Here is a 12,434-nt window from a genome sequence, read left to right on the forward strand (position 1 = left end):
ACGTATTGGCGCACCGAGGAGTCGACGCAGCATGACGACATCGCCGGACCAACAGCCTGCCCAGGCGCATTACGGGCCGCCTCCGACCATCATCATCAACAACAACACCAGCAGCTCCGCCACGGCATCGGCTGCAGCAATGATCGGTGGGGTGGGACCGAGGCGCCGACGGCAGTCGCTCGCGGTTCATTTCTGGTTGTTTCTCTTCACAGCGGGCATCGGAAACGTCTTCTACGCGATGCATGTGAGCCGCTGGAACCGGGACCGGGGTCTGTAACACCGGGCAGACGCCCTGAGGCCCTTCCCCTATCGGCACTGCCAGGGAAGGGCCTGCGTCAGGCCTTCCCCTGGACGACACGCTCATCGGCCACGACGAGACCGGTATCGAGGTGGAACGACCACCCCGGCGGCCGCCCCCGGTACTCGGCGCTCTCCCCGTGTCGCCGAGCTCACTGGCAAACAGGGGGGAGATGCCGACGGCAGGTGGGTAGCCGCCGCATCGATGAGCGCGAACCCCGGGGCATGCGTGTTGTCCGGGTCGACCCGTGAGGATCCGGCAGGATCCAGGCCGCGCACAGGTCGCAGAGCTGTCATACGGCTGCGCAGGGCGGCAGTTGGCCGCGCATACGCGAAGACCCCGTCTCAGCTGACTCGCTGATGGCGGGGTCTTCGGGCACTTCCTGCGCAGTGCCCCCGGCAGGATTCGAACCTGCGCACACGGCTCCGGAGGCGGCGCACTGGGGTCCGGAAGACCTTGTCCGAGCCTGGCGGTAGTCAGGGAAACCGCCAGCGTGGTCATGGTGGTGTACCTACCTCGGGCGCCCCATGGCAGTAGGCATCGACCGTCCTCCGAGAACCCTCCGGGCACCGAAGCCCCTACGCGCGGCGGCAAGGTGATGGGCCCGGAGGCGGGAGCCTGCGCCGGCACTGAGCACGGGGTCCGAGGGGACGCGGCCGGTTCACCTCCGCGGGGTGACCGGACGGCGCTAGCCTGGCCGGGTGAATGCGCGTACTGCCCTCGCGAAATGGCTGGGCACCCTGGATCCCGAGCGGCTGACCGCATTGCTGGAGGAGCGGGATCTGCCGCTCGCCGCCGAGTACCGACGGATCACCACCCTCCGCGAGCTCGCCGAACACCTGCTCACCGACGCGTCGGTGGGCCAGGGCCTGATGGCGGGCACCGCCGGAGAACTGGAATTGCTCGCTTCCATCGCCGCCCTCGCCCTGGAGCGGCACGGTCCCGTAGCCGGTGGCGAGGCCGAGGACGGGCCCCGGTATCCCTGGCAACAGCGGAAGCCCGTCGCCGCGGTGGAGCCCGCGGACCGACTGGTGCCCGAGCGGGACGTACTGGCCTGGTTCGAGCCGGGGGAGGAGCGCCAGCGGGCGGAGCACACGCTCGCCGGGCTGCGGGATCGCGCGCTGTTGCTCCCCGCGCCCAAGGGGAAACTGGCGCTGCCGCCGCTGCTGCATGTCCGGGCCACTGGGTTCGACGGTTACGGGCGCACCGTCGACACGCTGCTGACCGCCGCCTACAACGCCCCGGAGGTCAAGCGGATCGCCGCGAACCTCTTCGGTGAGGGTGCGGCCCGTACCCGTGACCAGGCCCAGGAGCTGATCACCGAGATCCTCGCCGACCCCACCCACGTACGGGCGCTGGTTGCCGACGCCCCGTCCCGCGCCCGGGAGCTGCTGGATCACCTGGTGCCCGGTCCGCCCCTGCTGCGCACGCACTGCTTCGTCAGCCGGTCCGGGGCGCAGTACGCGGGCCCGGACTCCAAGTACGTCTTCCGGGAGGGCGGCAGCGGCGACGAGGGCACCGACTGGCTGGCCGCGCGCGGGCTCGTGGTCCCCGTAGGGGCCGACCTGGTGGAGCTTCCGTACGAAGTCGCGCGTGCGCTCCGCGACGAAGCCACGGCACCCATGCCCCGTCTGGAACCGGAGCCGCTCACGGCCACCGCGCCGCTGCCGCCCGGCTGGGAGGGCGAGGGCGGCACCGCCGCCGCGGCCGCTGCCTGGCGGGCCGAACTGGTCCTGCGGGCGCTGGCCGCCCAGCCGGTCGCCATCCGCAAGGCGGGTGGGATCGCCGTCCGGGACACCCGGCGGCTGGCCAAGGCGGCCGGGGCTGACGAGGCCGACACCCGGCTGTGGCTCGACCTCACCGTGAACGCCGGGCTCGCCTCACCCCAGGACGACGAGCCGGCCCCCGCCACCCGGGGCCGACGGAACAGCAACGCCCCCAAGCCCTCCGCCCGGCTGCTGCCCAGCGACCGCTACGACGCCTGGGCCGCCGCCCCGCCCGCGGGCAAGCTGCTGCCGCTGCTGGCCGCCTGGGCGGTCGTCCCCGAGGTCCTCAGCCACTGGCCGGACCCCGACGAAACCCCGGTCGCGCTCATCAGCCCGAGCGACGAGGACGCCGTGACCCTGCGCACCGGGGTACTGCGGGCTCTCGCCACCCTCCCCGACGGACAGGGACTGACGGGGGACGCGCAGGGATACGCCGAACTCCTGGTCCTGGCCGCATGGTTCCGGCCCGCCCTGCGCGCCCACCTGGCCGAGGACGGCACCGGAACCCTGACCGGCGGTGACGAACTGCTCGACCGGCTGGCCGCCACTCTGGAGGAGGCGGCCCTGCTCGGCGTGGTCGCCCACGGCGCGCTCACCCCCGTCGGACGGGCCCTGTGCCACCTGGTGGAGGCGGGCGCCGCCCACCACTACCCGGCCGTGCCCGGAGCGGGCGCCGACCCGGCCGCCCGCGGCTCCGAGGGCCTGGGCGAGGACCTTGCCCACCGCCCCGCGCTGGCCCAGGCCGTGACCGCGCTGCGCGAGGCCCTGTACGCAGCCCTGCCCGAGCCCAGCGTCACCGCCCGCTTCCAGAGCGACCTGACCGCCACCGTCACCGGCGCGCCCGCGCCCGCCCTCGCCGACCTGCTCTCAGCCGCCGGAGACATCGAGTCCGAGGGGCACGCGGTGGTCTGGCGCATCACCGCGGCCTCGGTACGCCGGGCCCTGGACGCTGGCTGGAGCGCCGACGAACTCCTCGACCGCCTGACCGAGGTGAGCGAACGGGGCACCCCACTGCCGCAGCCGCTGGCCTACACGATCAAGGACACCGCCCGCACCCACGGAAAGCTCAAGGTCGTCCGCTCCGCCTGCTGCATCCGCTCCGACGACACCGCACTGATCGCCGAGGTGGCCCAGGCCCGCGGCCTGGCCAAACTCCGCCTCCGCCGGATCGCCCCCACCGTCCTGATCTCCACAGCACCGCCCGAGGAGACCCTCACCGCCCTGCGCGCCGCCGGCTACGCCCCCACCCAGGAAGCCGAAACCGGCACCACGGTCCTCGACCGGGCCCCGGCCGAACGCGCGCGCAGCCTCCTCCCCACCCTGGACCAGGCCCACCCCCTGTACGGCGAACCCGCCCGCGGCGTCCCGGCCAGCGCCCGCACCCTGGCCTCCGCACTCACCTCGGCCGGCTAGGACGCGTGGGTCAGACCTCGATGACGGTGACCCGACCGCCGCACAACGCCGTCAGGTCCATCGGTGTGGAGGTGAGCCCGGTGACAGGGCCGGGCGAGCTGGGGGGCGGTGGCGCTGTGCACGGCATCGATGGCGTACATGTGCTTTCGCGCGCCGCCGTCCCGTTCGCCGTCCCGGATTTCGCCGATGGGAACGGGCGGCCGTGCCGCGTCGCTAGGCTGCCGGGGTGAACACCGCCACGCCACTTCTCCTTGATCTGGACTCGTTCCTCGCCCGGGCCGAAGAGCGAGGCGCCCCGCTGGACGCGCGGGCGGCCGAGGCCGTCCTCGGTCTGCTCGCGCTGGGCGAGGCACGCCGCGGGACCGGCCTGCCCGAGCCCACCGAGGAGCTCGCCGAGGAACTGCTGCACATCCTGCTCCCGCTGTACGTCAGCGCCACCGAGGAAGAGCTGCCGGCCTTCGTGGCCGCGCTGGTCGCACTGGTCGACCACACCCACGAGGTCGGCCGCCTCAATGCCAAGCGGCAGGCGAGACTCGTGTCGCGGGTGCACGAGCTGGCCGAGGGCTTCACCCAGGCGATGACCAGCCCCCGCCGCCTCACCTGGCCGCGGCTGTACGGAATCCTGCTGCGCGCCGCGGGCGTGGACGCCACCGATCCCCGGGCTGTGCGCGACTGGCTGGAGGCGTTCGCCGCGCGCCCGCAGGCCGAGCGGAACGCCGCGTTCGGCTTCGCCTCCTCCTCTCCGAACGGACCGCTCGCCGAGGCGGCATACGCGGAGGCACTGTGCGCGGAACGCTCCCGGCAGGCCCGTCCGCTGCTCGCCGCACGGCTGGAGGCCGTGGCGCTGGCCGAGCAGGTGCGGCCCCGCCCCGGCGAGGGCCTGCTGGTCGCCGATGCCCCGGCAGGCAAGCCGGACGACGAGAGGGACGACTGGTACGAGGCGCAGGCGGCGGTGCTCGCGGATCGCTGGACGGCAGCCGGGCTCGACGCCCTGCTGCGCGGACCCTTCGCGCACCTGGCGCCGGGCGGCGGCAGCGCTCCCACTCCTCTCCTCGCCCTCGTCGAGGCCATGGCCGGCCAGCACCTGGAGATGAATGGCGACGCCTTCGCGCCGCTGCCCCCGGCCCCGTTGCCGGACTCCCCGGAGGAGCAGGCCGCGCTGCTGCGTTCCGCCCCGCTCCCCCAGCTCCTGGCGCGAGCCGCCGCCGATCCGCAGGGCGCGGACGAGCGAACGCGCGAACTGGCGCTGGCGAGCGGCTTCCTGGTGCGGGAGCAGGGCGGCGCGTTGAGCGCGGGGCCATCGGCCGAGGCCTGGCGTGAGGGTGGCCCCGCCGAGCTGACCGGGCTGACCCTGAACCTGCTCGGCGTCGTGCTGACACAGCCGGCCGGGGAGGAAGAGACCGCGGAGGAGTACGACGGCGAGCACCTGCTCACCCTCTACCTCCTGTGCGAGCAAGCGGGGATGGCGCAGTCCGTGGCCCGCGTGGCCGCCCTGAACGACATGTGGTTCGTGCCGCCGGGCCATGAGAGCGACCCCGACGCGTCCGTCCCGATCACCGGAGACTACGAACTGCCCGACCCCCAAGCCCTGTCCGCGGTCCTGGGGATCCCGGCACTCACCGAGTCCGACCGTACGGATCTGATCCCGTCCGCTGCCCGCCTCGTGCGCCTGATGGACCGCCTGGCCGCTCTGGGTATCACCGAGCGCACCGGAGACGCCGTCAGCCTCACCCCTCTCGGCTCCGCCCTGCTGCGCGACACCCTCCTCGTGGGTCTCGAAGGCGACGCCGCCGATGTCTTCCCCACGCGGGAGCAGATGCTCGCCTGGGATGCGGAACGGCTCGTCGCGGCAGCCCAGTGGTGGCCGAAGCGGGCCGCCCGGCCGACCATCGGCGATTGGCTGGACGCACAGGGCACCGACGGATGGACCCCTCTGTTCGCGGCGATCTCCGCCGCCTGCCCCGAGGCCGAGCCCGCGAGGCGGCGGGCGCTGCTCGCCGCTCTCGACGCGATGGCCGTGCCCGACGAGGCCCTGTACACACTGCTGGCCGACCCGGTCCTGGGCGGCTGGGCCGAACACACCCTGCACGCACGCGGCCAGGCGCCCGACCCCTCAGCCGTTCCGTTGTCGGCCCGCGCGGTGTACCTGCTCGACGCGCTCGAAGCCGTACGGAGCGCCGCATCCCTCGACCACCGCATGACGGCGTCTCCGAATGAGGAGGAGCCCGAGCTGTTCGCCGAAGTCCACGCCGTCTTCGACAAGGCCGCAGCAGCCTGGCCCAGCGGCGGCCCGGCCCTGGTCACCGCCCTCACGGCGGCGGACCCGTATACGTCCGCCTTCCTGGCAGGGCAGCTCTCACACCACCCCGACCGCGCCACCGCCGAACAGGCCCGTCGCGCCTGGCGGTCCTTCGAGACCAGCGGTACGACCCGCTCTCCGGGCAGGAAGAAGCCCGCCAAGCGCGCGGGCGGGAAACGCAAGCGGCGCTGACCGACGTGAACACCGGGCCGGGGCCACGCGGAGCCGGGGCCCGCGCCCGCCCGGCTCCTGTCCCCGGGCCGCCCGTTCAGCGCACCTGCGTGACGAACGCCCGCCAGGCGCCGGCCCCGAACCCGATCACAGGCCCGGCGGGCCGCTTGCTGTCGCGGACGGGGACGACGCCGGGGACGTTGTCGGCGACCTCGACGCACTCGTTGTTGCCACCGCTGAACGTACTGCTGCGCCACATCGCGCCTGTCAGATCGGGCGCCCCATGGCGTTCGCTGATCATGTTCTGTGCTCCTTGGCTCTGCGCTGAATGACAGTGCGGGACTCGACGGGTGACAGCGCGGACGTGCGTGCAGCGTCGAACAGATCTTGGTAACGGGCAACCTCCGCTTCCCGTTCGAACCAGATGGATCCGGTCGGGTTGTCCGCCAGCACCACGTCGAGTGCCCCCTCCTCGCGGAACCCCAGCACTACGTACGGGCCGAACATACTCGCATGGGCCCCGCGTGAAAATGGCAGCACTTGGACGGTGACGTTGGGCAACTCGGAGGCGGTCAGCAAGTGCTGCAACTGCGCGTGCATCACGTGCGGACCACCAACCTGCTGGAGGAGTACACCTTCCGAAAGCACAGCCCAGAGCTGAAGAGGCGACTCGCCAGTCAGCCGGTCCTGTCGCGCGAGTCGTACCTGAACGAACTTCTCGATCTCGTCGCCGGTTTGCCACTGCTGGGAGGCGACAGTCACCGCACGTACGTAGTCGGGGGTTTGAAGGAGCCCGGGAATGAGCTGGGCCTGGAAGGTACGGATGGATCCGGCGATCGCTTCCAGCGCGATGAAGTCGCGATATGTGTCGGCGAGAACCGGGCCGTATTGGCTCCACCAGCTCTCCCTGCGGCGGCGGTTGGCCTTCTTGGCGAGCGCACTCAGCCGGGGTAGCACTTCTCCGTCAGCGACCCCGTACGCCTGCAGCATGGCGGTGAGGTCCGGCAGTCGGACCGTGACCCGGCCGTTCTCGATGCGGCTGATCTTGCCCTTGGTGCAGTCGAGTGCTTCGGCCGCATCTGCGGTCGTCAGGTTGGCTGCCTCGCGCAAACGCCTCAACTCATCACCAAGTTGGCGCCCAAGGACCGTCGAGGGAGTGGTGGTGCTCTTGGCTTCCATGTCAACACCTCTAGCAGAGCGTGACGCCTCAGGGGTCTGCCGTAACTCGAAGGAGCGAAACTAGCTCACAAATCTACTGGCAACGTTGCAAGTTGGCGAGACGCCCGGCCATGCTCATGAACACGGCACCGGCCGCCTGGCGCTGGTGGATCGCCGACCCTCAGGGGGTTGCATCATGACTGGGTTGATCGACGTCACTTTCCGGCTCTCACGCCGACCCCGCAGCGCGCCAAGGGCCCGCGCGGCACTGCACGCCCTACTTGGGGACTGGGGCGCGGGGGACGACCTCCTCCAGACCGCCGAACTCGTCCTCTCCGAACTCGTGACCAACGCCCTCCGCGCACCCGCACCCAGCGACCGCCAGGTCGGCGTACGGATCGCGCACTCCTCGACGGACGGGCTGCTGCGCCTGGAAGTGAGCGACGCCGGATCCGGCCGGCCGGAACTCCGCCACCCCGCCATGGACGACGAACGCGGCCGGGGGCTACGGCTCGTGGACGCGCTCAGCCACCGCTGGGGCGTCACCGCACGCGCGGGCGGCATCGGCAAGACGGTCTGGTCGGAGCTGAAGGCCCCCGACCTCCTCCCCACCCCGTCAACGAGGGAGGTCGCGGCGGTCACGGTCAGCCCCGGCCAACAGATCCGCGTCTGGGGCGCGTGGCGCGAGGTCCGTACCGTGCGGACGGCCCGCCACGCCACCGGCGGCCTGACCGTCGTCCTCGGCCTGGACGAAGGCCCGCCGCTGCGCCTGCCCGCTGCGGAACCGCTGTCCGTACGAGGGCTGCCGTAAGGTGAAACGCGCCGTACGAGTGCCGAGTGCGATGTACACCCAGGCCCCGCAATCACTCCCCGCAGGCAAGGAGGCGACACCGTGGCGGACCCGGCCCACCACCCCATCCCCGTCCGCCGCGGACACCTGCGCGACGCCGCCGAGCAGATCGAGCAAGCCACCGGCATGCGCGTGGAGATCATCGGGGGCACCCTCATGATGTCCCCGAGCCCGAGCGGCAAGCACGCCGGGACCGTCATCGACCTGCGCGACGCCATCCGTCCGAGCCTCGCCGCCGCATACGAGGCGTACGAGAACGTGTCCGTCCCAATGCCCGACGATCCGGACGACTACGCGACCCCGGACCTGACCATCGGTCCCCGCGCCTTCAAGGAGGACGACGGCTGGCTCCTGGAGGCGGACGCGATCGCCCTCGCGGTAGAGGTCATCTCACCCAGCGAGCGGCTGAGGGGGATCAACGAGAAGACCGCGTGGTACGCGGCGGCACGTGTCGCCCGCCTGTTGCAGATCGACCCGCGCACGGGCACGTGGTCCCTGTTCACCCGTCCGGGAGAAGGCGAGTACAAGGGCGTCGTCCACGGAAAGTACGGCGAACCGGTCCCGCTGCCCGACGACCTCGGCGGCGACCTGCCCACTTCGGGCCTCCCCCTGTACGGGACGCCGCCCGGCGCTTGAGACGCCGAGGGCGCCACGGGCAGCAGTCCACAGCGCCCTCACCCATCCCAGAGGTCAGCCGAGAACCTTGGCGATCGCGAGAGCGATCCGCTCGACCCAGTCGATCGCGTCCGTCACGTCGGCGTCGGAGATCGGGCGCCGCCGCTTGAGATCGCCGTCCAACAGGTCCGCGTCATGGGCGATCTTGTTGCGGCGGTCGGTGATGGAGATGTACTGCTTCTTCAGCGTCTGGTCGGTCATCCCCGTGCGGCCGTGGTGCCACTCGTTGAGCTGGACCGCGGCCTTGGCCCAGATGTTCTCCTCCGTGACCAGCTTCAGCGCCTCGCTGATCTTGCGCGGGTTCTGGAGGGAGGCGTTGGCCCACTTCGCCTTGACGTGCTCGGACACGGCGTCGGCGAGCGTGGTGGTGCCCCGTCGTACCTCCTCGACCTTCTCCAGCGGCAGCTCGAACTTCGTCAGCTGGTACGGCATTCCAGGACTGTCCGCTGCGGCGAGGTCGGCCACCCGGCGGTACAGCTCCTCGTGGAACCAGTGGTCGATGGCGCTGACCGCCTGCACCCACGCGGCGCGGTAGAAGTCACCGATGTCGAAGACGGGGGACTGGAAGGCGGCCAGGCTCTGGCCGGCGAGGACCATCTTCCGGGCGTACTCGATGTTGGTCTTGAACGCCTGGAACTCGCGCGTCTGCGGATGCGGAACTGCCATGGGATGCCCCCGTCTCGCTGATTGATCGAGATCAAGACTTCCGGCGAGACGGGGACGGGTCAACTCAGTTGCGGTTAAGCGCCTTCAGCTGGCTCGATCTCGTCAGTGTCGGCCGCGATCTCGCCACCGAGCGCCTCCGCGATCGCGGCGAACTCGCTGAGCGCGGCCTGCAAGTCCTCCACGATCTCCTGAGCGATCACCTCGGGAGGCAGCAGGCTGTCGGCGTCGTCGAGGGCCGGGTCCTTCATCCAGGTGATGTCGAGGTTCACCTTGTCGCGGGCGATGAGTTCGTCGTAGTCGAAGCACTTGAAGCGCTCGGTCTCGACGCGCTCACTTCGGTCCTTGCCCGGCAGGTAGGCCTCGACGAACTCCTCCAGAGCCGCGCGGGTCAGCGGGTGCTGCTTGAGGGTGAAGTGCTTGGCGGTGCGGAAGTCGTAGACCCAGAGCTTCGAGGTGTTGTGCGCGCCTCCGCTGCGCGGCGGCTTCTTCTCGAAGAACAGGACGTTGGCTTTGACGCCGCCCGCGTAGAAGATGCCGGTGGGCAGACGAAGGATCGTGTGGAGGTCGAAGTCTTCGAGCAGGCGACGCCGGATCTTTTCGCCGGCCCCACCCTCGAAGAGCACGTTGTCGGGGAGGACCACCGCCGCGCGGCCGTTCATCTCCATCAGCGACATGATGTGCTGGAGGAAGTTCAGCTGCTTATTGGTGGTGGTGGCGCGGAAGTCGGCACGGTCGTAGGAAATGTCCTGCTTGTCGGCCTTGCCGTCGGTGCCGACGATGGTGATCGCGGACTTCTTGCCGAAGGGCGGGTTGGCGAGGACCAGGGAAGCGTGCTGCTTGGGCTGTTCGGCGAGTGCGTCCCCCTCGGTGATCAGGGACTTTCCGTCGGCGTCACCGATGCCGTGCAGCAGCATGTTCATCGCGGCGAGGCGGGCGGTACCGGTGACCAGCTCGTTGCCCCAGATCTTGCCGTCCCCGAGCGCGAGCCGCTCCTCGCGGGAGAGGTTCTGCATGTGGTGCTTGCGGATGTAGGCATGCGCGGCGATGAGGAAGCCGGCGGTTCCGCAGGCGGGGTCGGTGATGGTGTCGCCCGGCTGGGGCTGCATCACGTCGACCATGGCATCGATGAGCGCCCGGGGCGTGAAGTACTGGCCGGCGCCCGTCTTGGTGTCCTCGGCGCCCTTGGCGAGCAGGCCCTCGTAGGCGTCGCCCTTGAGGTCCGTGCCCTGGATCGTCCAGTCCTCCTTGCCGATCAGCTCGACCACGAGCTTTTCGAGGAGGGCGGGTTCGGTGATCCGGTTCTGCGCCTTGGCGAAGATCCGGCCGAGGGTGGTACCGGGGCTCTTGCCGAGCTCGGCCAGGATCTCGCGGTAGTGGACTTCGAGCTCGATGCCCTTCTTGGAGGCGAGCGACTGCCAGTCGTACTTGGCGGGTACGACGGTCCGGGCTTCGGCCTCGGTGAAGGGGTCGGAGGCGATCTCGTCGGCCATCTTGAGGAAGAGCAGGTACGAGAGCTGCTCGACGTACTCGATGGTGGACAGGCCGTTGTCCCGCAGGACGTTGCAGTAGTTCCAGAGCTTCGCGACCAGGGTGTTGGTCTGAGCGTGCGCCAGGGCGGGGGATGCGGGGGTCACAGCGGAAGCTCCTGCTGAACGGCGGTGGCGGGGGAGGGGGTTGATGCGGGGGCCGGGTGCGGCGCGGCTTCGGCCGCCTTACGGGGCCGACGCGTGCCCCGTTTGACCTTGCCGCCCTGAGCTTCGCGCTCGGCCCGGATTCGGTCGAGGAGCACGGAGGCGGGCTCGTCGGCGGGGTCCTGGGGGACGAGTTGACCGGTGAATGCGCGCTGTAGCAGTGCACTGCGCAGGTGGTCCGCCCGCGTCCGGGCGACGTCGGTTGCGACGGAGAGCCGCATGGCCTTAGCCGCGGCTGCGGCCACAGCTTCGAGAGTCTCTTGCTGAACCGCCAGGGGAGGTAGTGGCACTGGAAGCTGAGAGAGAGTTTCTGCGCTCAGGTTGTACTGGCCAGCCGATGATGCGGCGTACCGCTCGATCGCCTGCCGCCAAAGCGGGCTCTGCGTGACTAGTTGAACCCAGCGCGGTTCCACGATTCCGGGCGTGAGGCGGAATCTGATCAAGTAGGACGCAAAGGCGTAGGGAAGTGATTCCTCCACGACGCCCACCCTGCCGATGAGGCTTGGGCTGCCGTTCGTACGAACGAATAGCAGGTCCCCGGGATCGATGGCGAACTTGGCCAAATCGAGAGTGGGGTCAAGCGCATACTTCATGTCCGAGAGATCGAGTGATCCCTGCTGGACATTTGGAATACGCAGAACCGGATAGCCAGACGCCCCATAGTCGCACTTGGTCGATGTGCCGTATCCGGATGAGTACGACAGATCTCCCAGGCTGACGGTCGTCCAATTCTTTGGAAGAGTGTAGTCGGGGATCCGTACGGGCTGTACGGGCTTCCAGCGGCGGACAGCCATCTTGCTGCTCGCCTGGCGAGCAGCACTCTGGTCTACGGCCTCGTCGGCGTGTACCGAGCGACTGAAGCCGCCAGACACCGCGCGTCCGTATAGAACCGATGAAAGTCGCTTGGCCTTCGCCCGAGCCTTGGCCAGTTCAGCGATGCCGACGTCGAGGCGGGAGAGGTGGTCTTCGAGGGCTTCGACGATGCGGTGCTGCTCTGCAAGCGGCGGAACCGGCATTCTGACGCTCGCGATGGTTGACTGGTCGATCTTCGGCATCGAGCCCGCCAGTCCTTTCGCGTGCGCCTTGAAGTAATCGCGGACGGTCTTGCTGCGCAGCATTAGGGCAGCGAACTCGGGCGTGATGCAGGAGTTCAACCTCACGCGAATGAGGAGGTCTGGGTAGATCGCCCAGTTCTCGCGCCCCTTGTAAAGTGCTGAGGTTCCGACGAGGTCAGGCGTGTTCGACCGTTGGATGAGGATGTCGCCGGGCTTGAGCCACAGGTCGTCCACGCGTTCCGGGTCTGCGCAGGTGACTTTCGTGTACTTCTCGCTGAAGTCATTGAGGGTGACAGCAGTCAGGCTGAGGGTCCTGATCCCGTCGGATTCTGTCGTGATGCGTGCCGAGTGTCCGTTGCGCAACGGTTCGCGCAGCAAATCTCCGAGTTCGG

10 protein-coding genes are annotated in these 12,434 nt (G+C 69.9%); 5 read left to right on the top strand and 5 right to left on the bottom strand.

Annotation, left to right across the window (positions count from 1 at the left end; translation table 11 throughout):
- The first annotated feature begins 31 nt into the window (after window positions 1–31).
- From ACFWUZ_RS16550 to ACFWUZ_RS16560, 3 genes are all read left to right on the top strand, one after another.
- Entirely contained in the window at window positions 32–277 is a 246-nt protein-coding gene (locus ACFWUZ_RS16550) for a hypothetical protein (protein ID WP_384372669.1), read from the top strand.
- 722 nt (window positions 278–999) lie between these two features.
- Entirely contained in the window at window positions 1,000–3,477 is a 2,478-nt protein-coding gene (locus ACFWUZ_RS16555; RefSeq protein WP_384372671.1) for a helicase-associated domain-containing protein, read from the top strand.
- A gap of 226 nt (window positions 3,478–3,703) precedes the next feature.
- Window positions 3,704–5,968 (top strand): hypothetical protein, encoded by a 2,265-nt coding sequence (locus ACFWUZ_RS16560; protein ID WP_384372673.1) that lies wholly within the window; start codon window positions 3,704–3,706, stop codon window positions 5,966–5,968.
- Between the two features lie 76 nt (window positions 5,969–6,044).
- On the opposite strand, the gene ACFWUZ_RS16565 is transcribed toward ACFWUZ_RS16560, so the two are convergent.
- Together ACFWUZ_RS16565 and ACFWUZ_RS16570 are read right to left on the bottom strand one after the other, a co-directional pair.
- Window positions 6,045–6,248, bottom strand: coding sequence for a DUF397 domain-containing protein (locus tag ACFWUZ_RS16565; protein ID WP_384372675.1), 204 nt, complete (start codon window positions 6,246–6,248; stop codon window positions 6,045–6,047).
- Window positions 6,245–7,126: a helix-turn-helix domain-containing protein gene (locus ACFWUZ_RS16570; protein WP_384372677.1), complete on the bottom strand. Its 882-nt coding sequence runs from the start codon at window positions 7,124–7,126 to the stop codon at window positions 6,245–6,247. Before ACFWUZ_RS16570 ends, ACFWUZ_RS16565 begins: the two co-directional genes overlap by 4 nt.
- Window positions 7,127–7,310: 184 nt before the next feature.
- Between ACFWUZ_RS16570 and ACFWUZ_RS16575 the strand changes: the two genes are divergently transcribed.
- Both ACFWUZ_RS16575 and ACFWUZ_RS16580 read left to right on the top strand, forming a co-directional pair.
- Window positions 7,311–7,916 carry an ATP-binding protein gene (locus ACFWUZ_RS16575; RefSeq protein WP_384372679.1) on the top strand — a complete coding sequence of 202 codons (606 nt, stop codon included), beginning with the start codon at window positions 7,311–7,313 and terminating at the stop codon, window positions 7,914–7,916.
- Window positions 7,917–7,997: 81 nt separating this feature from the next.
- Window positions 7,998–8,591, top strand: a complete 594-nt coding sequence (locus tag ACFWUZ_RS16580) for a Uma2 family endonuclease (protein ID WP_384372681.1) — start codon at window positions 7,998–8,000, stop codon at window positions 8,589–8,591.
- A gap of 54 nt (window positions 8,592–8,645) precedes the next feature.
- On the opposite strand, the gene ACFWUZ_RS16585 is transcribed toward ACFWUZ_RS16580, so the two are convergent.
- The 3 genes from ACFWUZ_RS16585 to ACFWUZ_RS16595 form a co-directional block, all read right to left on the bottom strand.
- On the bottom strand, window positions 8,646–9,296 hold the full coding sequence (locus ACFWUZ_RS16585; protein ID WP_384372683.1) for a hypothetical protein: 651 nt from the start codon (window positions 9,294–9,296) through the stop codon (window positions 8,646–8,648).
- A gap of 74 nt (window positions 9,297–9,370) precedes the next feature.
- Window positions 9,371–10,930 (bottom strand): N-6 DNA methylase, encoded by a 1,560-nt coding sequence (locus ACFWUZ_RS16590; RefSeq protein ID WP_384372685.1) that lies wholly within the window; start codon window positions 10,928–10,930, stop codon window positions 9,371–9,373.
- Entirely contained in the window at window positions 10,927–12,420 is a 1,494-nt protein-coding gene (locus ACFWUZ_RS16595) for a restriction endonuclease subunit S (protein ID WP_384372687.1), read from the bottom strand. The genes ACFWUZ_RS16590 and ACFWUZ_RS16595 overlap by 4 nt, the downstream gene beginning before the upstream one ends.
- Window positions 12,421–12,434: the final 14 nt, after the last annotated feature.

Source organism: Streptomyces sp. NPDC058646 (genome assembly GCF_042716875.1).
Classification (GTDB): Bacteria; Actinomycetota; Actinomycetes; order Streptomycetales; family Streptomycetaceae; genus Streptomyces.

Coding starts and splice junctions, on each gene's coding strand:
- ACFWUZ_RS16585 (WP_384372683.1), bottom strand. CDS start 9,296: ATGGCAGTTCCGCATCCGCAGACGCGCGAGTTCCAGGCGTTCAAGACC.
- ACFWUZ_RS16570 (WP_384372677.1), bottom strand. CDS start 7,126: ATGGAAGCCAAGAGCACCACCACTCCCTCGACGGTCCTTGGGCGCCAA.
- ACFWUZ_RS16550 (WP_384372669.1), top strand. CDS start 32: ATGACGACATCGCCGGACCAACAGCCTGCCCAGGCGCATTACGGGCCG.
- ACFWUZ_RS16565 (WP_384372675.1), bottom strand. CDS start 6,248: ATGATCAGCGAACGCCATGGGGCGCCCGATCTGACAGGCGCGATGTGG.